Here is a 21918-nt window from a genome sequence, read left to right as displayed (position 1 = left end):
AATGCCGGACGACGTCTCCCGCGCTTCGGGCCAGAACTGGGCCTCGCAGAACCACGTCTCCCAGCACACCTCCCCGCACTCCAACCCCCTCAGCACGGAGTGCAGCTCCCCCGGATTCCCGGCCGCCCCGCACGCCCCGGCAGCCGAATCTATGCCCCCGTTCCCCAGCGGCCCCGACGTGCCGTCCCCCGGCCCCCTGCGGGTCGTGGTCGCCGACGACAACCCCGTCGTACGCGCCGGCCTGGGCGTCCTGCTCAGCGGCCGCGCCGACATCGAGGTCGTCGCCGAGGCCGCGGACGGCCGCCAGGCCTACGAGGCCGCCGTCCGCCACCGGCCCGACGTCGTCCTGCTCGACGTACGGATGCCCGGGGTGGACGGCATCTCCGCCTTGCCCCACCTGGTGCAGGTTGCACCTGTGATGATGCTGACCTACAGCCGTGAGAGCGACATCGTCCACGAGGCGCTGCGCCTGGGCGCGGGCGGCTACCTGGTCCACGGCGAATTCACGGCGGACGAGCTCGTCCAGTCCGTACGGGACACGAAGAACGGCCGGGCCCCCTTCACCACCACCGCGGCCAACGCCCTGCTCGCCCATATGCGCCAAGGCCCCGACCAGGCCCCGAGGAACCTCCCGGAAGGCCTGGGGACGGCGCTGGCGCCCGGCGCCCCCCACGGAAGCCCCGGCCACGCGCCGCAGGCACCGGGGAGCGCCCCGCACACCGCACCGCCGGCCGGCCCGCCCGGCGCGCGACCTGCGGGCCCACCGGAAAGCCTTTCGCAACTGCAACCTGTTGTGGCACAGTCTTCGACTGAGGGAAGCTCTCACCGGCTGCCGACGCCCAACAGGCAGCAGTACGACCTGAGTTCGAGGGAGGCGGAGGTCATGGAGCTCATCGCGTCCGGGATGAGCAACCACCAGATCGCCGCCACCTGCTTCATCAGCGAGAAGACAGTCAAGAACCACATCAACAGGATCTTCACCAAGCTGCACAGCACCAGCCGCAGCGAAGCGATCGCCCGCTGGCTCGGCACGGCGCCGGGCCCGGGACCTGGGACGAGGGGGACAGGCCGCCATGGCTGAACGGGGGAGAACGAGGGGACGGGCCCAACGCGCGCTTTGGGCCCGGCTTTGGGCCCTGGGGCCCTGCGCCGCACGGGGTGTCCGGCCGTACGTTTCTCATGTCACCGACGGCACCGGCCAGGAGGAAGCCGGTAACGCAGGGGGCACCACAGAGACTTACGCGTCGGCCGGCACACGGTCGGCCGAACCCGGAGGGGAACACCATGAGCAAGCTGATGCTGAAGGCGTCCGTCAACGCCAAGGTCTGGGCGAACACGTCCGTCGAGCGCATGAAGGCCCGGGCGGACCGCGGGCAGGGCGCGGTGGAGTACCTGGGCATCATCGTGGTGGTCGTGGCGATCATCGGGGTGCTCATGACGACGAACTTCGGCAGTGCGATCGCCGGCGCGATCACCACGCAGATCGGCAAGATCACGGGCGGTGGCGAAGGCGGCGAGTAATCGCCAGAGGGACCAGCGAGGCAGGGCAGGCTTTCCCCATCTACATCATGGTGGTGGCGGGCCTGCTCTTCCTTGCGTTCGCCTACTTCGCCGTCGGCCAGGCGTCGATGAAGAAGAACGAGGCCCGGACGGCCGCCGACGCCGCGGCTCTGGCGGCGGCCCAGGACGCACGGGACGAGTGGAGCTGGCCTGGGGCCTTCGACTTCGACGCGTGGGACGACCTGCTGAGCGGCCGGGACATCAAACTGGGGTCGTGCTCCGCAGCCGACCGGCTCGCGGCGGCCAACGACGCCCGCACGGTCACGTGCGACGCGGACTACTGGCCGGAGGCGTCGTACACGGTCAAGGTCGAGACCAATCGGACCGTCGGCAGCTCGGTGATCGCCAGCACCAAGACGCAGAAGGCCGAAGCCACCGCCAGGGCGGTGATCGAGCCGCGCTGCCGCATCGAAGAGGACACACGTCCCGCGCCGAGCCTCCCGGCGGATGACGATGACGGCGACACGGACGAGTCCGAGGGGCAGAAGGCGTACAAAGCCGTATGCGATGACGAAGACTTGGACTTCGATATCGACCCGAAGAACCTCAACCTCCTGCCGGACCTGGCAGACCTGTTCTCCGTCCACCTGGCCGACAAGTAAGTGAACGTCACCGAGAGGAACACGCCGATGCGTGCAGCCATGACCCGGATTCGCTTCAAGGGGGCCGCCGTCGCTGCCGCCTCCGTAGCCATGGCTGTCGTCCTGACGGCTTGTGGTGGCGATGACGGTTCGGACAAGCCGGGAAGTGAGCAGAAAGAGTCCAATTCCTCTGCGTCGCAGAAGCCGAAGTCCCCGGACACGGAGGAAAGCGCCGACCCCTCAGTTGTCCTGGCTAGCGTGAAGGGACCGGGCGAAATCGAGCTGGTAGTCAACTCGGCCGAGAGGGATTCCGGCGGATTCGTCACGGTCAAGGGCAGTGTGACGAACGGTTCGAAGCAACAGTTCACCGCTCCGGGCTGGCAGGGGACCGAGCAGGAAATGGTGAGCAACGGCGCCTCCGTTGCCGGTGCTTCCTTGGTGGATCAGGCGGGCAAGAAGCGCTACCTGACTCTGCGGGACACGGACGGAAGGTGCCTCTGCACGGCGTTCACCACAGGCATTGCGCCAGGAAAGACCGCGCCGTTCTTCGTCCAGTTCCCCGCCCCGCCGCAGAGCACCACCGAGGTCGACTTCCAGATCCCGACCATGCCCACCGCGACGATCAAGATCTCGGGGTGACGACCGCCATGCAGCCACTCACCCCCACACCAGCCGCACCCCGCGGCGCACTCCGATGCCGCATCGGTCTCTGCGCCGCCGCGGCGGTCGTCCTCGGCACCTCGACTCTCTGGGGTGCCACCTCGGCCTCGGCGGACGACAACCCCACCGCCGTGCCGAGCGCCTCGCCCCCCGTCGAGGTCGACGCCAACTCGCCCGGGCTCATGCTCGGCGACGGGGCGACCCTCGGCGACGTCCGCGTGCTCGACATCAAGTCCATCGTCGAGGACATGGGCGGTGAGGAACGCCGCGAGGACACCAACGCCGACATCACCTTCGCCCTTCAGGCCGAGGTCCTCTTCGGCAAGGACAGCGCCAAGCTGAGCAGCGAGGCCACGGCCCGTATCAACGCGATCGCCACGGAGATCCAGACCCAGAACGCCCCGAAGGTGCGCGTCTTCGGCTTCACGGACAACCTCGGGTCGTCCGCCCACGGCGACGTCCTGTCCAAGCAGCGGGCGAACGCCGTGCAAGGGGTGCTGGCCACCAAGCTCCCGAGCGTCACGTTCGAGATCCGCGGTTACGGCGAGCAGTACCCGATCGCCAGCAACGACACCGAAGAAGGCCGCAAGAAGAACCGTCGCGTGGAGGTGTCCTTCCCGCGCACCGAAGGCTCGTAGAGTCGACACGCAGTCTGGGGGTTCGGTGCCAGCGGCCGTAGGGTCGGGCACCGGACCCCGTACGAACGGGGCCACCGCGCCCGACGAGAGGAATCGGAATCGTGTCGAGGCCCCGAGGCGGTGCCGCCGCCGGGGTGGCGGCAGCACTCTGTGTCCTGCTGCTGCCGAGCGCCGCGACGGCGGCGCCCCGTGCGGACGACGCCCCGGGAGGCGCGGCCCGCTCGTACCGGCCGGCTGAGGGATCGGTGCCGGTCACCGGCGCGGAGTCGAGCGTGGACGGCCCCGAGCTGGAGCGGGCGAAGATCTACTCGGACACCATCGCGCCGGGCGAGAAGAAGTACTACCGGGTCCGGCTGGACGACACGTCCCACGCGTACGTCTCCACCGTGCTCGCCCCGCCCCCCGGCAGCAAGAGCGCCATCCTCGACGGCATCCAGGTCACCCTGACCTCCCCCGACGGCACGACGTGCGGGTCCAGCCCGGCCGCGTACTTCGGGGGCGAGACCGCTCGTACGATCGCGAGCTACGCGTCGCGGCGCATCAAGGACAGCACCACACCGTGCCAGGAGGCCGGGGACTACCTCTACACCGTGGCCTGGGCGGGTACGAAGGCCGGCGGCGGAGCGAAGTGGCCGATCGAGCTGACGTACATGGCGGAGCCCGGCCTCAAGCCCGGCGCCGATCAGCCCGGGGCCCCGACCGGCTGGAGCTCGAAGGCCCCGTCGCCGAGCGGCGGCTCTCCGCAGAAGGTGAGCGGCGGCACGGGGTTCAACGACGCGGCAGCCGTGGAAGGCGGCGCCTGGAGGGACGACATCCGGCCTGGCGAGAGCCGCTTCTACCGGGTGCCCGTCGCCTGGGGCCAGCAGCTCTTCCTGCGGGCCCAGCTGGCCAACGCCACCTCGGACGCGTCGTTCTTCACCGTCAACGGGCTGCGCCTCTCGCTGTACAACACCGCCCGTGGCCCCGTCGCCGACAAGAGCACCGGCTACACGGGCGCGCCCACCGGGGTCGACCTCGGGACGGCCCCGGCCGCGTACGCGAACCGGTTCGAGGCGGGGACGGACGGGGCGGCGGCGATGCGGTTCCAGGGCTGGTACTACGTCCAGGTCACCCTCGACCCCAAGGTGCCCAGCAGCGTCCCCATGACGCTGAACGTCGGTGTCGAGGGCACGGCGAAGCAGGGACCCCCGTACGACGGTGACGCGGAGGCGGCCGGGTTCGGGCTCGGGAGCAGCGTCCCCGGCAGCGGTCCGAACTCCACCATGCGGGCGATCGGGTTCGCGGGGATCGGCCTCGGCACGGTGCTGGTCCTGGGCCTGGGCGCCTGGCAGCTCGTGAGCCGTCGCAGGCGCCCGGCCGTCGGGCATGCGGAGGGGAACGCCGCCTACAGCAGGTGATCGGCCTTGCCGGCCTTGATGTCCCGGATCATCTGCTGGAGGGCTTCTCGGCTGTCGGTGAGGTAACGATCCTCCGCCCCCACGAGGGCGACGTACCCGTTATCTTCCGCATCGGTCCCTATGCGGAAGCAGGAGTTTCCTTCACCGCAGAACGGGTCTTCCCACTGGACGTCCGACATGCGTCTTCTCCTCAGAGTTGGTGCGCGATCGCGCGGATGAAGTCCCTCGACTCGCGAGGCGGCAGGGCGATGCGTTCCATCCAGTCCAGGTGCGCCCGGTACTTCGCCAGCTGGGCTTCGGAGTGGACGAAGACCGGGCCGTGCGAGTTGTCGATCTGGACGGTGTCCAGCTGCGGCGCCGCTCCTTCGGCGTACAGAACCGTCTGCCCGGCGCCAGGGAACGACCCCGCGACGAAGGGGATGACCAGCAGAGTGATGTTGGGCTGCTCGGACTTCTCCAACAGGTTCCCGAGCTGGGCACGCGCCACGTCACGGCCGCCGAACTGCATGCGCAGAGCCGCTTCGTGGACGACGGCGGTGTACGGAGGCGACGCATCGCCGTCGAGTACGGCTTGACGCTCCACACGGTGGGCCAGGCGCAGGGCGATCTCGCGCTCCGGCAGCTGGGGAATGACCACACGGAACAGGGCCAGCGCGTGGTCGGCCGTCTGAAGCAGGCCAGGCATGTGCATCGCGTAGGCCGCTCGCATACGCAGGGCGTGAGCCTCCAACTCTGCGATGTCCAGCAGTCCTTGCGGCAGCTCACCCCGGTACTTCTCCCACCAGCCCCGGCCATGGGGCTGCGCCATCTCTACGAGCGCGTCAACGTACGTGTCGTCCGTACAGGCGCAGTTGTAGGCCAGGGTGCGCAATCGGTCCGGGCTGATGGGCCGCGCACCCGACTCGATGTTCGAGATCTTGCCCCGGTCGACGCCGAGGAGCCCCGCCGCGAACTCGGCCGAGACGTCGGCTGACGTGCGCATTCTCCGCAGCTCCGCCCCAAGTCGCCTCTGGCGCTCGGTGGGGGACGTCCTCGCTGCCATACCGTTCCTCTCCGCATGCGGTCCCCGGCAGTCTGCCGCCTGCCCACGCGACTCTTCCACGAAAGGGTTCACTTCTCCCTTGGCGAGGGCAATTTTGCCCCACGCTCATTACAGTGAGCAGCGCACCGCAACCACTGCGCGCCCAGCCGAAGTGCATCGCGCGGTCCTGCCCGTAACTCCTGCCCTGGGAGGGGCGGGTCCGCGTCAGGGAGACAGGCCACAGCTCGGCCGCAGCGGCGGTGACCGTCAACTCGGCCCTCGCACCCGGGAGTCACCCATGCACCCGTACTCACCCCCACCCCAACGCACCGCCCTGTGCCCCGCGAGGGCGCAGCCCCCGTACCCGCCCCCAGGGCTCGTCCTCAGCCTCACGCTGCCCGGCAACCCCCGGAGCGCTTCCGTCGGGCGGCACGCGGTCACTGCTGCGCTCTCCGCGCACGGGCTCCGGTCCCATACCTGGCCCGTCACGCACGTCGTGACCGAACTCATCGCCCTCAACGCGGCGCTGACCCCCGGCCGCGACCTCTACCTCTCGCTGCGCCGCCGCGACGGCACCCTCCGCCTGGTCCTCCGGGACCAGCACCCCCACCACACGGACCCGGACACCCTCGCCCTCTGCGAGGTCCGGCGCCGCCGGGCCCTCTGGCTGCTGGCGGCCGTCGTCGACGACTGGGGCGGCGACTGGGGCCTCCGCGCCGCCCACGCCCGGGACACGGGGGTGACCTCGTGGGTGGTGCTGCCCCAGTAACTGAAAGCACAGGGACTTCGGACCGAGCGCTTCAGGGGGGATTGTTCGCGAAGTGCCGAAACCCCTAATACTTTCGCAGTTCTCCCTCCGTAGCACTGCTCTGCGGGCCCTGCGCGGGGGAGGGGCGGCCCGGAGCCCCCGGCGGCTGGGGACCCGCGGGTGGCGACGGGCCTGCTGCCCACCCCCGCCGTTGCCGCCGCTGTGCGCGCTTGCGCGCGAGACGCTCCAGCAGTCGGCGAATCCGTATGCCGCCCCACCGAAGGGCCTCCGCCCGGTCCCGCTCGCCCGCCCGTCTCCGTACGTCAGTCCTCCAATCCGGCCAGCGCCAGGGCGGCGCGGACCTCGGTGATGAAGCGGGCCGGGTGGTGGAAGACCTCGTTGGCCGTGAACCGCAGGATGCGGCGGACCTCCGGGCAGCTCTGCAGCGCGTTGAAGCGGCGCAGGTCGGCGGCGTGGGCCTCGCGTGACCCGTGGAAGGCCCAGCCCTCGACCTCGACCACCAGGCCCTGGGCGGGGAACAGGAAGTCGGGGCGCAGAGTGCGGCCCGACGGGGTGCGGAGGACGGCCTGGGTCGCGGGGTGCAGGCCCGCGTCGTGCAGGCGGAGGCGCGCGACGGTCTCGGCGGGGGAGCCGGACCGGGGGTCGAGAAGGGGCAGCCAGGCACGGGCGCGGGCGGCGCCCGCGCGGTGGGTGGCCAACTCGGTCCGCAGGGCGGCCGCGTCGAGCAGTGGGGGGCGCCGGACCCCGCGCACCGTACGGGCGCTGAGCGCCGAGTCCGCGGCGGTGACGGCCTCGTCGCGCGGGAGGCACCGTATGAGGTCGCCGACCGTGCGGGCCGGACTGGTCGTGCACAGCCCCCGCCGCACCGTCCGGTCGGCGGGGCCGAGTGCCGCGCAGTGCACGCGGATGCCCGGGCGGCGGTACACACCACGGCGCGGGTCGGTGAACTGGGCCTCCGCGCACGGCCGTCCCAGCAACTCCACCAGGTGCAGTGCGGCAGCGGTCCGGTGGCTGCAGACCAGCTGCGGCTGCAGCTTCTGCGCGACCCAGGCGCGGGTCAGCCAGTCCACCAGCCGGCCGGGAGCCGCCCACGCGCCCTGATGGACCCGCTGCCAGCCGCCCGTGTGCAGGCGCCGGTTCAGCAGGCGGGGCGGCCAGCCGGCCTCCACCGCCTCCGCGACGAGGAGGATGCCGCCGGAGGCCAGGGCGCCCAGCTCCCGTAACTCGCGGTCACGGCGCCGGGGGCGCGTCTCCTGTGCGCGCGGCGGGCTCCAGGCTTCCGTACGGCTCATGGGTCAACGATCCATGATCCGGGCGAGAGCCGCACAAGGCTGTGGATAACCGGCTCTTTTGGGCCCTGGGGCCCATGCTTTCGGCCACCCCGCCGTGGTCCGATGGACCGGGCGGGTGAACTCTCGCCATGCAGCGCCTGGTTGGGGGCCGGAGTGTCTGGTACAGGGGGATTTGCGGCATCGGGGGGCATCGGCGGGCTGCCGGCTCCGGCGGGTGGAGTCCCGCTGCCACGGCCGCTCCGGGTGGTGCTGCTCCTCGTCCGCACACTGTTCGTGTTCACGGTCGTCGGGGGCGTCGGCGTACTCCTCCAGGCCGCGTCGCTCGACGCCATCGACGGTGAGCTGCTCGGGCTCCTGCTGTACGCGGCGCTGCCAGGCGCGGCGGGCCTCGCGCTGTCGGCGTACGTACGCTCCGGGGACATCTGGATCTGGCGCGGGCTCGTCGCCGTACACACGTGGTTCCTGCTCGGCGCGCTGGCGACACTGGGCGGGGACGGCGACCCGCGGGGCGTACCGCAGCTGGTGATTCCGGTCGTGGGCCTGATACTGCTGCTGCGCCGTAGCTCGCGCGACTGGTTCGATGTGCCGGTCGCGCAGCGCGTCGCGCACCGGCCGTTCAGCCTCGCGCGGATGATCCGGTGGCGCCGGGACCGTGGCCAGACGGCGACGGAGTACCTGGGCCTGATCGTGATCGTCGTCGCGATCATCGGCGGCCTCCTGGCGACCGGGATCGGTGGCCAGCTGGCCGGGGGGATGCGCAGTGCGATCTGCGAACTGACCGGCAGCGCGTGCCCTGCGCCGGGCGGAGGTGAGGTTGTCGCGGGCGACGGGCCCGAGAGCGGTACCGATGGCGGTTCCGAGGGCGGTTCCGAGGGCGGCGATTCCGGCGGTACGGGGACGAGCGGGGGCGCGGCCTCAGGGGGTACGGGCGCCGGCGGTACGGACGCGGGCGCCGGCGGTACGGACGCGGGCACCAACGGCGGGGGCGCGAGCGGCGGTTCCAGCGGGGAGGCGACCGGCGGGGCGAGCGGCGGAACCGGCGGAACCGGCGGGGCGAGCGGCGGAACCGGCGGAACCAGCGGCGACGCGACCGGCAGCTCCGGCGGAACCGGCGGCTCCAGCGGCGAGGTCAGCGGCGGCTCCAGCGGTGACCCCGGGGCCGTGCAGGTCGGGGACGGCGGCGACGACGTGGACGACTCGGGCGGCGCGGACGGCGGCGATCCGGGCGATGGTGACGGCGGTGGCGACGACGAGAAGGGCGGCGAGAGCTGCACCTCGGGCGTGGGCGCGTTCTTCTCCTGCGCCGGGCACCAGACCGGCGGGTTCTTCACCGGCGTGTTCGCCAACGGCCTCTGGGGCGACGTCACCGGCACGTTCGACACGGTCATCCACCCCGTCAAGGCGTGGAACGGCCTCATGGACTACGGCAAGAGCCTCGGCGACACCTGGTCCAAGGACTCGAAGGGCGCCGGCGACAAGTGGTCCGACGGTGACTACCTCGGGGCGGCCTGGGACTGGACCAAGGCCAGCGGCGGCACCGGCCTGAAGGTCCTCGACGACGTCTTCATCGGCGACGAGGTGCGCGACCAGTGGAAGGACGGGAACGAGGGCCAGGCCATCGGCACCGGCCTGTGGAACATCGGCTCCCTCTTCATCCCCGGCTACGGCGAGGCCAAGCTCGTCGGCAAGGTGGGGAAGCTCGGCAAACTGGGCAAGCTCGGCAAGCTGGGCGAGGTCGCCCAGAAGGCATCCGAGGCTGCGGCGAAGGCCAAGAAGGCCGCCAAGGCCGGTGATGTGGAGGGCGCCGAGAAGGCCGCCGCCGACGCGCAGAAGCACGCGGACGACGCGGCGGATGAGGCAGGCCTGACCGGCTGCACCGTCGGACTGGGCGGCCTCCTGCGCGTTCCGTACGCCGACGGCGCTGACAACGGCGATGGTGGCGACGGCGGGACAGGCGGGAACGGCCGTCCCGGCGCACGTACCGGCACCGGCACGGTCGGGGTCCCCGGCAGCGGTACCGGCGTCATGGCGGCCGCGCACGCTTCGGTGCGCGTCGGGTTCCGTACCGAGCGGTGCGACGAGGTCGACCCCGAGAAGAAGGCAGCCGCCGAAGAGGCGCAGAAGCAGGCCGACGAGGCCAAGAAGGCCGCCGCCGAGGCCAAGCGGAAGAAGGAGCTCGAGCGGGCCAGGAACGCGCCGAAACCGGCCTGGTACAAGGATCTCAAGAACCCCCGGGCCGGCTCGAAGGACGGCGGCACCGGCACCTGGACGAAGATCAAGCCTGGCGTCTGGAACTACCCGACCGAGATGGGCGCGCGCTACCAGGAGCAGATCTCCAAGGTGGCCCGCGGCAAGGAGTACCAGGTCCCGCTCGACAAGCTCACGGGGAAGCCGGTCGACTTCGACGGCTGGGACGCCGCGAGGGGCACCTACCTGGAGGCCAAGTACGGCTACCGGGGCAAGGACTTCTACAACGCCGAGACCGGGGAGCTCACCCCGAAGGTCCAGCAGCGCTGGGCGGATCAGGCGACCCGGCAGGTCGACGCGGCCCGGGGCAAGCCCGTCGAGTGGCACCTGTCCGATCCGGACGTCGCCGAGGCGGCGCGGGACCTCTTCGAGGAGCGGGGCATCAACGTTAAGGTCATCAACACGCCTGGTGATGTGACGGGCTGAGGCTCCGGCGGGAGCGCCTACCGGCTGCGCGATGGAAAAGGGCGTGGAGAGGCGTGGAAGCGGGCGTGGAAGCGGGCGTGGAGAAGGGCGAGGAGAGCGTCGTGCTGAACGTCGTCGTCAACGGTTTCTGGGGCGTCCGCGAAGAGGGCCCGCCCGCGATCGCCGAGCGGTGGTACGCCACGCTGGTGCGGCTGAGGGAGCTGGACGCCGGGACGTTCCACGGGTGGCACGAGGCGGGGGACGGTGTTCCGGCCGACCCGCTGCTGACGCCTTCCGTCGCCGCGCTGACCGACTACGTCGTACGGGAGAACACCGGCCCGGACCTCGACGTGGTGGGGTACGGGGCGTCCCTGTGGGCACACAACGCGGGTGCGGCGAAGGTGACGTCGGCGTTCCGCGCCGGGGGCTCGTCGCCGTACGTCACCCACTCCGTCTCGGTCTCGTTCCGGTCGCGCACCGTGGACGAGGACGCGGACGTCATCCGGCGCACCCCCGAGATCCTGGCGGTCCTCGGCGAGGAGTGGGACATCGACGCCGGGCAGGTCTACGACAAGGCGCTGTACAGGGCGGTGGCGGACCACTTCGGTCTGGAGAACTCCGACCCCCGCTGCGGCAGGGCGGTGTTCCTCTCCGAGCGGCGGGCCGCGCTCGCCCCGGAGGGGCTGCCGGGTGCGTACACCCCGGTCGCGAACGGCGGGCTGATCATCGACCTGACCCGGGGCGGCACGCGGACCGCGTCGGCCGGGACCGTGATCGACGTCAACGCGACGCTGCGGGAAACGGGCGCGCTGGAGCCACTCGCCACGCCCCGCGACCGGGACAAGCTCTGACGGTCGGCCTTCGAAGCGCACCACCGCGGAACCGGCCGCCGTTCCCGGCCACCGACCGCCGTTCCCGGCCACCGACCGCCATTCCCGGCCACCGACCGCCGTCAGAAGCCCCTCACCAGCCCCTCACCAGCCCGTCAGAAGCCCGTCACCAGCCCATCACCGCGAACCCCGCCAGCAGCCCCAGCGAGAACAGGCCCAGCACCGTCGCGAACACCGCCGGCATCAGCAGCGGTCCCCACGCCCCCGGCCCCGCGACCGTGGCCCGCAGGTCCGGGGCCGCCGGGTCGTAGGAGACGCGTACCGGGGCCCCGACCTCGAAGCCGAACGGGCCCGGGGCATGGTCGGTGAACTCCACCTCCCGGCCGTCCGGGGTGCGGAAGGCGAAGACGTACTCCGTGCGGTAACGGTTCTCCGTCCCGGTCCCGCGGTCCTCCACCCGCCGGTCCGCGCACCGGCCCTCGGCCCGCTCGCCGTGCCGGACCAGCCGCAGCACGCGGACCAGCCGGAGACCGGAGCGGACCGCGAACGCCCCGAGGAACAGGCCGAACAGCAGCAGGAAGGTGGCCGTGCCACCGGGCAGTACGTCCATCAACAAGGCTCCGGTACGGATTACGTGACGGCGAAGGCCGACCTGACGTGCGAGCGGCCTACTTGACGGTGATCGACCCCACGAACGCGTCGAGGTCCGCCTGGCTCAGCGCGTCCTTCACCGCATTGATCCGGATGGCGAACGGTACGTCCTTCGAGTCGACCCCGGCCACCACGACCCCCGTCATCCGCGTCCCCTCCGCCGGCGTCGATTCCTCGCCCGTGGACGTGAACTCGTAGTCGATCCTGCGGGCCTCACGGGCGCTCTCCTCACCCGCGAGGGTCACGTCACGGGTCCCCTTGCGGGTGGTCCCGAGGCCGATCCCGGCGCCCGCCGCGGCGGCGGCCTCCCCGGCGTCGCTGACGCCCGTGGCGAAGTCCAGCTGGACCGAGACCATGCCGGTGCGCACGCCCTTCTCCTCCTTGAGCGCGACGGCCGCGTTGGCCTCGCTGCGCTCGGCGGCCGGCTGCGGGGCGTACCCCTCGTCCTCGGGGTAGCCCACGGACACGCTCTTCGTGTCGAGCGTGCCCCAGCCGTCCGGGACGGCGGCGGCGTCCGTGCCGCCGCAGCCGCCGAGGAGCGTCAGGCCGAGAGTGGCGGCGACGGCCGCGCCGAGCGTCCTGGACTTCGTCAACGTCATCGCCTCTTCCGTGCCGGGTGGGGGTTCACGTCGGTAACTGCGGTCACTGCGCGCAGTAGCTGTACGGGAGATAGGTCCGCTTGTCACCCTGCGGAGCCCCGAGGAACTGTGCGTCCGTCAGTGTCTCCTTCTTGTGCTCGTCGGAGATCGACAGCCCGAGGCTCATGCCGAGCGAGACCTCGAAGCCGAACTCCTGCGCGTCCGTCTCGCCGTGGTACCGCATCGTGCTGGACAGGCCGTCCTGGTACATCAGCTGGTCGAAGGCGTCGGTCCCGGCGGGCTTCGCCTCCAGGGAATGATCGCCGAACATGTACGCGAACGGGGCGGTGTTGTCGCCGGAGCCGTCGAGCCACTCCTCGGCGAGGGACCGCTTGGCCTCGGTGGCCTTGTCGGTCTCCTTGCCGAAGACGATCGAGTTCGTCTGCACCTCGATGCCCGTGTCCCCGGAGGAGTCGGTGATGCCGCCCTTGCCGCCCCGCTTGTCGGAGCCCTTCTGGCCGTTGTCGCCCCCGACCTCGCCCTTGTCGGAGGTCGAGGTCTTCTCCACGGTCTTCGTCATGTCGATCCGTACGATCTTGCCGGTCTTCTGGTCGCGGGTGACGGTGAGCGCCCCGGTGCGGGAGTCCTTGGCCCCGGCGGTGCCGCCCAGCGGGCCGGCGTTGCCGCCGACCTTGCCCTCGATCTCCAGCTTGGCGGTGTAGGTGTACGACTCGTTGCCGTTGACGTCGTCCTTGGTGATCGTGACGTCCGGCGAGAACTTGGCCTTGCCGCCCAGCTTGGCGCCGAGCTTGTCCTCGTCGCCCGCCTTGATGGAGAGGCCGCCGTCGGCGTACACGTTGATGCCGACGGTCGAGTAGGAGATCTTCTTGTCGCCGATCTTCTTCTCGATGTCCTCCTTCTTCTCGGCCCACTTCATGCCGGAGTACCAGCCGCCGCCGTAGCCGCCGCTGTGCTTCATCGAGGTCTCCCACATCTTCATTTCCTCGATGTCGTCCCGCATCTTCTGGGCTTCGGCCTCGCTCTTGAACACCCAGGTGTCCCCGTTGGTGATCTTGATGCCGCCGCCGATGTCGACATCCGCCTTGCCCAGGCTGCCGAGCTTGACGCCCGGTGTGCTGGCGTTGACGCCGGCGGAGGCGGCGTCGGTGAACGTCATGTGGACGAGCTTGTCGTTCTCGTCGACCTTGCCGTCCCCGTTCACATCGGTGTTGGCCTGGGAGACCTTCTGCTGGAAGCCGTACTCCTCGCCCCACTCGAACCAGCCGATCTTGACCTTGCCGCCGGCGGTGTCGGAGACGTTGGAGATCTGGCAGAGCTTGGGCTCGTAGTCGGCGTCGGTCTTAGGCTTCGCCGTGCCGTCCCCGCCCGCCGCGCAGCCGCCGCCCTCCCCGGTGAGGGAGCTGATGGCGCAGCGGATGCCGTCCCCGATCCGCCCTCCGAGCCCGGCCAGGGCGAGCGCGCCGATCAGGGCGACGACGAGGACGATGACGCCGAGGTACTCGGTCGCCGTGGCCCCGCCGTCACGCCAGTCGTACGAGCGTGTGTACGCCGACGGGTTCGCGGTGTCGTCGTCCCGGTCCTCGATGAGCCGGTCCAGGGCCAGTCCCACGGCTGCGCCCGTGACCATGGCGACCGCGGGCATCACAAGGCCCTCGGCGCCGACCACGTCCCAGGCCACGGCATAGCCGTACGCGAGCCCTGCGACGGGGACGGCGAGCGAGCCGAGGAGGTACAGCAGGCGGGAGTCCCGGTGGCGGGCGGGGAGGGTGCGGGCGGCCGCCAGGACCGTCAGCACGGTGACGAGGACGCCGGGCAGATGCAGCAGCGCCAGCCGCCAGCCGAAGAGTTCGAGCCGTTCGTCGGTCGCGAGGGTCTCGACGAGTGCCCGCGCCATCAGGTACCCGCCGAAGACGTAGACGAGCGCGCCGGCCGCCCAGCTGCGGCTCAGCGGGAAGAACCACCCGCCACCTGGAGCGCTCGGCGGTATATGGCCCGTGCTCCTGTCCCCCCAGCCGCCGCCACCACTCACGGTTCACCCTCTCGCCGTCACCTGCCCTGCTGCCTCTCGGGGGTGAATGTACGGCCGGGCGACACGCCTGACCTGGGCCCTCGGCCCCAAAGACGGGCCCAACGGGGCTGCACGGACGGCGGTTTGGGGTGAGGTGGCCCCTGAGGCGCCTTTGGGTGCGGGCGGGGCCGGTTTGGGTCCGCAGGCCCAAGACCTGGGAGCCGTACGGTCATTAGCGTCGCGGGTATGACTGGTCCGGGGGATGTGCGTCGTCGGTTGCGCCGTTGGTCGCGGAAGAAGGTGCCGCGAACGGGGGTGCGCCTGCTGGGGCTCAGGCGTGCGCGCGGGGGGCAGCGCGGTCAGGGTGCGATCGAGTACGTCGGCCTGGTCATGGTCGTCGCGGCGATCGTCGGTGCGCTGGTGGCGACGGGGATCGGTGCGGAGCTCTCGGAGAAGATCGGCGTACAGATCTGCCGGGTCACCGGGGGCGGCGACTGCGGTGGCGGCGGGAACCCGGAGGCGCAGAACTCCCCGGGGGACGGCAAGCCCCTGGCCGACGACGGCACGCCCAAGTCCCAGTCGCAGATCGACTACGACGCCGCGCTGAAGGAGCTCCAGGACGCGCAGAGCGCGGAGAAGACCAGCTCGGACAAGGCGCTGGAGGCGGCCAAGGAGCTCGCCAAGATCCTGGCCGAGGAGCTGGGGATCACCGACGCGCTGGACTGCATCACCAAGGGCGACATGGGCGCCTGCACGGAGACGCTGATCAACGTGCTGCTGAGCCTGATCGGCGGCGCGGTCGGGAAACTCGCGGCGAAGTACGGGGCCCCGTGGAAGTGGAAGAAGGCCGCCAAGCTCATCAAGGCCCTCAAGAAGCACGGCGGGGACCTGTACGACGGGCTGAAGGGCCTGGTCAAGAACCGTAAGAAGGTCAAGGACGCCGAGAAGAAGCTCGCCGACGCGAAGAAGAAGCTCGACACCGAGAAGAAGGACCCGCCGAAGAAGGACGACAAGCCGGACGGCAAACCGACCACGTGCCCGGCAGCACACAGCTTCCCTCCGGGAACGCGGGTCCTGCTGGCGGACGGTCGTCGCATCGGGATCGAGAAGGTCACCGCCGGTTCCCTGGTGTACGCGACGGACCCGGACACCGGATTGTCCGAGCCCCGTGCTGTCGAGCGGCTGATCACCACACACGACGACAAACACTTCACCCGGCTGACGTTCCGTACGCCGGCAGGTCCCGCAGTCGTCACGGCGACCGACACCCACCCCTTCTGGCAGCTCGACAAGGGGCGGTGGCTCGACGCGGGAGACATCCGGCCCGGAGCAGATCTGCGCACAGCGGACGGCACCACGCTGACGGTGGCTTCCGTCTCCCGTTACACGGAGCGGCGGACGACGTACGACCTCACCGTCTCCGGCATCCACACGTACTACGTGGTCGCCGGGTCCGAGGCGGTCCTGGTGCACAACACCGACTGTGGCGTTCCGATCTCGAAGGGGCGATGGGACCACATCTGGGATCGCCATGTGAATCGGTCGAAGTACCCGAACAAGAGCAAGTTCACCACCACGAGCAAGCCCAAGATCGAGAAGATGATCAAGCGTGCCCTCAACGGCGAGACACGCGACGGGACGTACTACCACAAGTTCAACTCGGCCATCGGCAAGACTGCGTCGGGAGATCCCCAGTACTACATCCGAGTGGTCGTGCGTGATGGGAAACTCATCACCGCGTTCCCGTCCGCAGCGCCGTAGGGCGGGCCCGTGACGATGACTCTGACGGTGAGACATGAGAGACGAAGGTGGCCCATGGGCGTCGACGCAGTGCTGATGCGGGTGGAACAGCCCGGCACCGGTCCGAGACGGCGCCGGCTGACCCAGGTCGATGTCTTCGTGGACGAAGCGGACCTGTTCGCGCGGCTCTGTACCGGGAGCGGTCTGCCGATGCTGTCCCGGGTCGACCCCTACGGAACACTGGTCCTGACAGCCGTCGAAATGGCGCAACTGCTCTCCGAGATCGACGCGACGCGCAGGGGTGTCACCGAGGCGTCGCAGCGAGCGGCTCTGGACGAGGTCGGTCGTCTGGCCAGGATCTGCCAGGAGGACTCCTCCACGGAACTCCATCTGGAGGGCGATTGACCCAGAGGTACGGGCCGGACTCGTGAACCGTGGCTGCTGAGTCCGAGCACGATCTGCCGGCACGTCTGTCCGCGCTGGACGCGGCGGTGAACGGGGACACGGCACCCCCGGGCAAGGCCTCCTGGGAGGACGGCCATGCCCGGTGGGAGCTCTACCGCCGGGCCGCGGAGCAGCCCGCGGCACACGCGCTCCTCCTGGACGCCGTACGGGCGGAGAGCGACGGGCCCCTCTCCTCGGCCGTCGTGGTCCTGATGCTGGAGAGGACGCCCGTCGCGGAGCACGGCAGCTGGACCGCGGCCCTGGATCCCGAGGTCCGGGAGTTCGCCGAACGGCGCTCGGAGGAACTGGCGGTGCTCGACTCCCTGGACCGGCACGCCGCCGGCTACGGCGCCGAGGACGTCGGGTCCTGGTCGGACTGGCTGCAGCTGCGTGTGGCGCAGACCCGTACGGAGGGCCACCGGCACGTCCTGGAGCTGCTGGCCGGGCACGGCAGGACGAAGAAGATCCGCCGCACCGCGACCGAGTCGCTGGCGGAGATCGGGAAGGCCGGCCCGCGGGCCTGACGAAGCGCTGAGGGGGATCGCCGGTGGCCGGGTACACCTTCCTGACCGTGCACCAGCCCTCGGCGGCCGCCATGGCGGTGGCCCTGGCCGGGGCGGTCGGGGTGACGGCGGCCGATGTGGACGTCGCCGACGAGTCGGTGGGACACCGTGACTGGGCGGCCGTGGTGCTGTGGGACCGCATGAGTCTGGCCGGTGACCTGGCGCTCGCCTGGGACGTCCATGTGTCACCCCGTGTCGAGCCCCCGCCGCCGGACGAGGCCGAGGCGGCCCTGCGGCTCGCGGCCCGGCTCGGCACGACCGTGCTCCATCCGGCCCACGGGGTGCGCCCGTCGGCGTACTGGGCCGCCACTCCGGACGGCATCAGGACACGGGCCCGGGTGCTGGACGGGGGTACGGACGGGGACGGGCGCCCCGTCTTCACCGTCGACGCCGTCGAGAGAGCAGTCGCCCAGCTGCCATGGGCCCGGGTGGAGCGCATCGTCGAAGCCCGGCAGGACGGCTGAGGCCCCGTCTTGGGCCCCTGGGCCCAAGACGGGACGCCGCCGTACCCCTAGCGTCTGTGCCGCAGGTGATCGACGCCCGTCCCGGCGCACCCCCACGGCGCCGGGCCGGGCCGCAACCGGAAGGTGACGGCGCGTGCCCACGGCTGAGCAGCTGACCTTGACCGACGAGGAGTCCCGTCTCCTCCAGCAAGGGCTGATGGAATGGTGCGGCCCCGCCCGCTGCACGGAGGAGTTCGCCGTCGCCATGGGCTTCGACAGCGCCCAGGACCTGAGTCTCCGCGGCATGTCGATCCGCAGCGCCCTCGCGGAGAGGGCGGCGCTGGAGCCGATGGACTGGGCGCGGGCCCTGCTGGCGACCGAGCTGGCCTTCGTCAGCGAGCTGGTCGGCTCGGGATACGAATGGTCCACCACGACCGGCTGGCCCGACGACACCACCCTGCGCGTCCTGCGCTCGGCGCAGCTGAAGCTGATCCGCACGGTCAGCCCGCTGGTCGGCCGGGGCCTCGGCACCCGGCAGGAACCGCACACGGAGGTCCTGCGGGCCGGCGGAGGCCCACCACCCGCCCCGGCCTGGTGACCCCGCACGGCCCTCACCTCCGCCCCGCGTGAAGGCCCGCACCGCCGTCCCCGTACGCCCGCCGTGACAGGTGACGCCCCCGCCCGGTGGTGCGCGCGGGGCCCGGCCCGTGGTCCGTCCCGGCGGCGGGCTCATAATCAGCGGCATGCCCGTTCAGCAGACGCGCCCCCGCCCGGCGGCGCCCGACACCCGCGCCGCCGTGCCCCGCGCCAGGGCCCTGCTCACCGCCGCCGCGCCCGCCCTGGGCGCCTACGCGGCGGTCAGGGCCGTCGGGCTCCTCGTGTTCCAGGTGTGGGCCTCGGCCGCCGGGAAGGACGCCCTGCACCTGCTGGGCGGGCGCTGGGACTCCGTCTGGTACCAGCGGATCGCCGCCCACGGCTACGGCCACACCGTCACCCTCCCCGACGGCGGCGTCCACCCGGACCTGGCCTTCTTCCCGCTCCTCCCGGCCCTGGAACGCGGCCTCGCCGCCGTCACCCCGTTCACCGTGCAGGGCGCAGGGATCGCAGTCGCCTGGCTGGCGGGGCTCCTCGCCGCCTGGGGGATCTACGCCGTCGGGGCCCGGCTGCACGGGCGGCGGACCGGAGTGGTGCTGGCCGCGCTGTGGGGCGCGTACCCGACGGCGTTCGTGCAGTCGATGGCGTACACCGAGACCCTGTTCACCGCGCTGGCCGCCTGGTCGCTGTACGCCGTGCTCAGGGACCGCTGGATCACCGCGGGTGCCCTGTGCGTCCTGGCCGGGCTGACCCGGCCCTCGGCGGCCGCGCTCATCGCGGCGCTCGCGCTCACCGCCGCCGCCGTCCTCGTACGGGAAGGGCGCGCCGGCGGCCGGCGCGGCCTGCTGCGCAGGAACGGGCGCATGCTGCTGGGGGTCTGCCTGGCGCCGCTGGGGTGGCTGGCCTACGTGGTGTTCGTCGCCGTACGGCAGGGCGGCCCGTTCGCGTACTTCGAGGTCCAGGCGCAGTGGGGCAACAGCATCGACGGCGGCCGGGCGCTCGCCGGGTTCATCGCCGGGCTGCCGCTCCCCGCCGCGCTCGGGCTCTGCGCCGCGCTGGGACTGCTGGGGTGGCTGGTGTTCCTGTGTGTACGGCAGCGACAGCCGCTGCCCGTGCTGGTGTACGGCATCGCGATCGTCGTCGTCTCGCTCATCGGCTCCGGCTACTTCGGGTCCAGGCCCCGCCTGATGATGCCCGCGTTCCCCCTCCTCCTGCCGCCGGCCGTCGCACTGGCGGGGCTGCGCACGACGGTGCGTACGGGCGCGGTGCTCGCCGCGCTCGCCGTCGGCTCCGCCGCGTACGGTGCCTGGACGCTGCTGGGGCCCGGCCCGCCGTGAGTTGGGCCCACGGGCCCACGCGCCGGGACCGGCCCGGTTGTTAGCGTGCTGGTCCGGTGCACGTCGGTCAGGAGCGGTGAGCGATGAGGGTACGGACCACGGTCGTGGCGGCGAGCGCGCTCGTCCTCTGCCTGGCGGTCGCGGGCTGCGGCGACGACGGCGCGGGCGACAAGGACGGCAAGGGGTCCGGGAAGGCCGCCACCTCGCAGCCACCGGCCTCCGCCTCCGCCGCCGCGCCCGAGGCCGCCGCCTCTCCCACCCCGACCAGCGACGGCAGGACCCTCACCGAGGCCGAACTCGCGAAGGTGGCCCTCACCACGGGCGAGGTGCCCGGCTACGAGGTCGCGCCCCTGGAGGGCACCGACGAACGCGGCACCGAGAAGCCGGAGGACGAGGCCTGCCGGCCGATCGCCGCGATCATCAACGGCTCGCCCGAACCCGCCCCGGCCGCCACCGTCTTCCGTACGGCCATGGACACGGCGGAGGAGGGCAAGGACGACCAGACCGTCGTCACCGAGATCCTCACCTCGCACCCGAAGGGCGGCGCCGAGGAGCTGCTGCGCTCGGTCCGGGAGGCCGCACGGGCCTGCGCCGGCGGGTTCCGGACGACGAGCGAGGACGGCCCGTCCACCTACACCGGGGTGAAGACGCTGCCCGCGCCCGGGGCGGGCCAGGAGTCGTTCGCCTACCAGGTGACGGGCAGCCTGGAGGGCGTCAGGGTGCCGCTCGTCTTCCACCTCGTACGGACCGGGTCGACGGTCGTCACCTTCTACGCGGCGAACTTCCTGACGGAGACGGCACCGGAGGTCCCGGCCGCGCTCGTCACCGCGCAGGCGGCGAAACTTCCGTGACCGGTACGGAGACCCGCACCCGCGTCCCGGGCCGCAGGCCCCACCGCTCCATCGCCCCGGCCTCCGACTCCACCACATGACGGGCACGGATCCTGGGCAGCCCGAGCCGGCCCGGCCTCATCGTGCGGACCGCCAGCACGTTGAACTTCCGGTCCAGGTACGCCACATCGATGGTGAACCGCATCCGGAAGGTGTGGACACCCCCGCACGGGGTGATCAGCAGCGCGCCCTCGACGCCGTCGGCGCCGAGCAGCCCCCGTGTCCGCGCCCGGTACGAGGCGGCGATGCGCAGCGGCACCTCCCGCACCTCGGAGTCCGCCCCGACCGTCAGTGTCCCGCCGCCGTCCCGCCATTTCCCCATGGGAGACGACCGTAGCGGGCGCGGCCGGCGTGTGGGTCCGGAACGGCCGGCAGTGGGCCCCCGGGCCCAAGACCCCGCCGTGCGGCCCCGATTAGGGTCGCCACCGTGGACGCCACACTGATTGCCGTGGCCGCGCTCTGGGGCGCCGCCGCCGGACTGCTTCTCCCGCGCGCCGCGTACCGCTTCTCCGTCGAGCCCGAGGAGCCCTGGAGGGACGCCTGCCCCGCCGGGCACGCGCTCACGGGGCCGGCCGGGGGGTGGCTCGGCCCCACCAGGTGCGCGGCGTGCGCCGTGACCGTCCCCTCGCTCCCGGACGGCGCCGCCCCCGAGGCCCCGGGACCGGCCGTGCGGGGCCGCTACGCCCCCGCCGTGCTCGCCCCGGTCGTCACCGTGCTCGCCTGCGTGGCCCTCGCCGCCGCCACCGGGGCCCGCCCCGAGGCCGTCGTCTGGCTCCTGCTGGCCCCCGTCGCCGTGCTGCTCGCCGTCATCGACCGCCGGGTCCACCGGCTCCCCGACGCCCTGACGCTGCCCCTGGCCGGGGCCGCCGCCGTGCTGCTGGGCGGCGCGGCGCTGCTGCCCGAGCACGGCGGGTCCTGGACGTCGGCCCTGCTCGGCGGCGCGGCGCTCGGTGGCTTCTACCTGCTGCTCTTCCTGATCAACCCGAACGGCATGGGCTTCGGCGACGTGAAGCTGGCCCTCGCCCTGGGCATCGCGCTCGGCTGGTACGGCTGGGGGGTGCTCTGCGCGGGCGGCTTCGCCGGGTTCCTGTTCGGCGCGCTGTACGGGACCGGGCTGATGCTGGTGCGGCGCGCGGGGCGCAAGACGGGCATCCCGTTCGGCCCGTTCATGATCGCCGGCGCGCTGACCGGCCTGCTGTTCGGAGGCCTCGCCGCATGACACCGCCCCGCACCCCCCGCACCTCACCCG

The 21918-nt window shown here is 71.8% G+C and carries 24 protein-coding genes; 17 read left to right on the top strand and 7 right to left on the bottom strand.

Annotated features, from left to right (window positions below; translation table 11 throughout):
* Window position 1: 1 nt before the first annotated feature.
* The 6 genes from JKV81_RS17220 (at window position 2) to JKV81_RS17195 (ending at window position 4836) form a co-directional block, all read left to right on the top strand.
* On the top strand, window positions 2-1081 hold the full coding sequence (locus JKV81_RS17220; protein WP_202076653.1) for a response regulator: 1080 nt from the start codon (window positions 2-4) through the stop codon (window positions 1079-1081).
* Window positions 1082-1284: 203 nt separating this feature from the next.
* Window positions 1285-1521 (top strand): hypothetical protein, encoded by a 237-nt coding sequence (locus tag JKV81_RS17215; protein ID WP_202076651.1) that lies wholly within the window; start codon window positions 1285-1287, stop codon window positions 1519-1521.
* Window positions 1521-2162: a pilus assembly protein TadG-related protein gene (locus JKV81_RS17210; protein WP_202076706.1), complete on the top strand. Its 642-nt coding sequence runs from the start codon at window positions 1521-1523 to the stop codon at window positions 2160-2162. The genes JKV81_RS17215 and JKV81_RS17210 overlap by 1 nt, the downstream gene beginning before the upstream one ends.
* 27 nt (window positions 2163-2189) lie before the next feature.
* Entirely contained in the window at window positions 2190-2780 is a 591-nt protein-coding gene (locus JKV81_RS17205) for a hypothetical protein (RefSeq protein ID WP_202076650.1), read from the top strand.
* A gap of 8 nt (window positions 2781-2788) precedes the next feature.
* Window positions 2789-3439, top strand: a complete 651-nt coding sequence (locus tag JKV81_RS17200; protein ID WP_129267108.1) for an OmpA family protein — start codon at window positions 2789-2791, stop codon at window positions 3437-3439.
* A gap of 101 nt (window positions 3440-3540) precedes the next feature.
* Window positions 3541-4836, top strand: a complete 1296-nt coding sequence (locus JKV81_RS17195; protein WP_307820563.1) for an Rta and bZIP domain-containing protein — start codon at window positions 3541-3543, stop codon at window positions 4834-4836.
* Here JKV81_RS17195 and JKV81_RS17190 read toward each other — a convergent pair.
* A complete protein-coding gene (locus JKV81_RS17190) occupies window positions 4824-5015 on the bottom strand; it encodes a hypothetical protein (protein WP_202076648.1) in 192 nt (63 codons plus the stop codon). The genes JKV81_RS17195 and JKV81_RS17190 overlap by 13 nt on opposite strands.
* Window positions 5016-5026: 11 nt before the next feature.
* Window positions 5027-5878, bottom strand: a complete 852-nt coding sequence (locus tag JKV81_RS17185) for a helix-turn-helix domain-containing protein (protein WP_129265237.1) — start codon at window positions 5876-5878, stop codon at window positions 5027-5029.
* A gap of 475 nt (window positions 5879-6353) precedes the next feature.
* Between JKV81_RS17185 and JKV81_RS17180 the strand changes: the two genes are divergently transcribed.
* Entirely contained in the window at window positions 6354-6626 is a 273-nt protein-coding gene (locus JKV81_RS17180) for an ATP-binding protein (RefSeq protein WP_202076646.1), read from the top strand.
* 302 nt (window positions 6627-6928) lie between these two features.
* Here JKV81_RS17180 and JKV81_RS17175 read toward each other — a convergent pair whose 3' ends face one another.
* Window positions 6929-7918, bottom strand: a complete 990-nt coding sequence (locus JKV81_RS17175) for a PDDEXK family nuclease (protein WP_202076644.1) — start codon at window positions 7916-7918, stop codon at window positions 6929-6931.
* Window positions 7919-8164: 246 nt separating this feature from the next.
* Here JKV81_RS17175 and JKV81_RS17170 point away from each other — a divergent pair, with 246 nt between their 5' ends.
* Both JKV81_RS17170 and JKV81_RS17165 read left to right on the top strand, forming a co-directional pair.
* Window positions 8165-10591, top strand: a complete 2427-nt coding sequence (locus JKV81_RS17170; protein ID WP_307820562.1) for a Tox-REase-5 domain-containing protein — start codon at window positions 8165-8167, stop codon at window positions 10589-10591.
* Between the two features lie 53 nt (window positions 10592-10644).
* Complete coding sequence (locus JKV81_RS17165; RefSeq protein WP_307820561.1) at window positions 10645-11421, top strand: hypothetical protein; 777 nt, start codon at window positions 10645-10647, stop codon at window positions 11419-11421.
* Between the two features lie 145 nt (window positions 11422-11566).
* On the opposite strand, the gene JKV81_RS17160 is transcribed toward JKV81_RS17165, so the two are convergent.
* From JKV81_RS17160 to JKV81_RS17150, 3 genes are read right to left on the bottom strand one after another with little or no spacing between them, the layout of a single operon-like run.
* Window positions 11567-12010 (bottom strand): DUF3592 domain-containing protein, encoded by a 444-nt coding sequence (locus JKV81_RS17160; RefSeq protein ID WP_129265241.1) that lies wholly within the window; start codon window positions 12008-12010, stop codon window positions 11567-11569.
* A 58-nt stretch (window positions 12011-12068) separates the two neighbouring features.
* Window positions 12069-12650, bottom strand: a complete 582-nt coding sequence (locus tag JKV81_RS17155; RefSeq protein ID WP_202076641.1) for a hypothetical protein — start codon at window positions 12648-12650, stop codon at window positions 12069-12071.
* Between the two features lie 43 nt (window positions 12651-12693).
* Window positions 12694-14679, bottom strand: a complete 1986-nt coding sequence (locus JKV81_RS17150) for a hypothetical protein (RefSeq protein ID WP_202076640.1) — start codon at window positions 14677-14679, stop codon at window positions 12694-12696.
* A gap of 294 nt (window positions 14680-14973) precedes the next feature.
* Between JKV81_RS17150 and JKV81_RS17145 the strand changes: the two genes are divergently transcribed.
* The 7 genes from JKV81_RS17145 (at window position 14974) to JKV81_RS17115 (ending at window position 20630) form a co-directional block, all read left to right on the top strand.
* Window positions 14974-16419 (top strand): Hint domain-containing protein, encoded by a 1446-nt coding sequence (locus JKV81_RS17145; protein ID WP_202076638.1) that lies wholly within the window; start codon window positions 14974-14976, stop codon window positions 16417-16419.
* A gap of 54 nt (window positions 16420-16473) precedes the next feature.
* The gene (locus JKV81_RS17140; protein WP_129265245.1) at window positions 16474-16803 is read left to right on the top strand and encodes a hypothetical protein; all 330 of its coding nucleotides are present in this window, start codon (window positions 16474-16476) and stop codon (window positions 16801-16803) included.
* A gap of 29 nt (window positions 16804-16832) precedes the next feature.
* Window positions 16833-17366: a hypothetical protein gene (locus JKV81_RS17135; protein WP_202076637.1), complete on the top strand. Its 534-nt coding sequence runs from the start codon at window positions 16833-16835 to the stop codon at window positions 17364-17366.
* Between the two features lie 23 nt (window positions 17367-17389).
* Entirely contained in the window at window positions 17390-17869 is a 480-nt protein-coding gene (locus tag JKV81_RS17130) for a hypothetical protein (protein WP_307820560.1), read from the top strand.
* A gap of 133 nt (window positions 17870-18002) precedes the next feature.
* A complete protein-coding gene (locus tag JKV81_RS17125; protein WP_241522797.1) occupies window positions 18003-18446 on the top strand; it encodes a hypothetical protein in 444 nt (147 codons plus the stop codon).
* A 145-nt stretch (window positions 18447-18591) separates the two neighbouring features.
* Window positions 18592-19779, top strand: a complete 1188-nt coding sequence (locus tag JKV81_RS17120) for a putative hexosyltransferase (protein ID WP_202076635.1) — start codon at window positions 18592-18594, stop codon at window positions 19777-19779.
* An 83-nt stretch (window positions 19780-19862) separates the two neighbouring features.
* The gene (locus JKV81_RS17115; protein WP_202076633.1) at window positions 19863-20630 is read left to right on the top strand and encodes a hypothetical protein; all 768 of its coding nucleotides are present in this window, start codon (window positions 19863-19865) and stop codon (window positions 20628-20630) included.
* Here JKV81_RS17115 and JKV81_RS17110 read toward each other — a convergent pair.
* Complete coding sequence (locus JKV81_RS17110; protein ID WP_099174717.1) at window positions 20602-20991, bottom strand: DUF192 domain-containing protein; 390 nt, start codon at window positions 20989-20991, stop codon at window positions 20602-20604. The two genes, JKV81_RS17115 and JKV81_RS17110, sit on opposite strands and share 29 nt — an antisense overlap.
* Before the next feature lie 105 nt (window positions 20992-21096).
* On the opposite strand from JKV81_RS17110, the gene JKV81_RS17105 reads away from it, so the two are divergent.
* Entirely contained in the window at window positions 21097-21888 is a 792-nt protein-coding gene (locus JKV81_RS17105) for a prepilin peptidase (protein ID WP_202076631.1), read from the top strand.
* The last annotated feature ends 30 nt before the right edge of the window (window positions 21889-21918 follow it).

The organism is Streptomyces silvae (assembly GCF_016745505.1).
Classification (GTDB): Bacteria; Actinomycetota; Actinomycetes; order Streptomycetales; family Streptomycetaceae; genus Streptomyces; species Streptomyces silvae.
This window is presented reverse-complemented; position numbering and strand designations above follow the sequence as displayed.

Excerpts from the sequence above, each read along its gene's own strand:
- JKV81_RS17185 (WP_129265237.1), bottom strand. The coding sequence starts at position 5,878 with ATGGCAGCGAGGACGTCCCCCACCGAGCGCCAGAGGCGACTTGGGGCG.
- JKV81_RS17200 (WP_129267108.1), top strand. The coding sequence starts at position 2,789 with ATGCAGCCACTCACCCCCACACCAGCCGCACCCCGCGGCGCACTCCGA.
- JKV81_RS17205 (WP_202076650.1), top strand. The coding sequence starts at position 2,190 with ATGCGTGCAGCCATGACCCGGATTCGCTTCAAGGGGGCCGCCGTCGCT.
- JKV81_RS17190 (WP_202076648.1), bottom strand. The coding sequence starts at position 5,015 with ATGTCGGACGTCCAGTGGGAAGACCCGTTCTGCGGTGAAGGAAACTCC.
- JKV81_RS17110 (WP_099174717.1), bottom strand. The coding sequence starts at position 20,991 with ATGGGGAAATGGCGGGACGGCGGCGGGACACTGACGGTCGGGGCGGAC.
- JKV81_RS17140 (WP_129265245.1), top strand. The coding sequence starts at position 16,474 with ATGGGCGTCGACGCAGTGCTGATGCGGGTGGAACAGCCCGGCACCGGT.
- JKV81_RS17220 (WP_202076653.1), top strand. The coding sequence starts at position 2 with ATGCCGGACGACGTCTCCCGCGCTTCGGGCCAGAACTGGGCCTCGCAG.
- JKV81_RS17175 (WP_202076644.1), bottom strand. The coding sequence starts at position 7,918 with ATGAGCCGTACGGAAGCCTGGAGCCCGCCGCGCGCACAGGAGACGCGC.
- JKV81_RS17120 (WP_202076635.1), top strand. The coding sequence starts at position 18,592 with ATGCCCGTTCAGCAGACGCGCCCCCGCCCGGCGGCGCCCGACACCCGC.
- JKV81_RS17155 (WP_202076641.1), bottom strand. The coding sequence starts at position 12,650 with ATGACGTTGACGAAGTCCAGGACGCTCGGCGCGGCCGTCGCCGCCACT.
- JKV81_RS17215 (WP_202076651.1), top strand. The coding sequence starts at position 1,285 with ATGAGCAAGCTGATGCTGAAGGCGTCCGTCAACGCCAAGGTCTGGGCG.
- JKV81_RS17115 (WP_202076633.1), top strand. The coding sequence starts at position 19,863 with ATGAGGGTACGGACCACGGTCGTGGCGGCGAGCGCGCTCGTCCTCTGC.
- JKV81_RS17160 (WP_129265241.1), bottom strand. The coding sequence starts at position 12,010 with ATGGACGTACTGCCCGGTGGCACGGCCACCTTCCTGCTGCTGTTCGGC.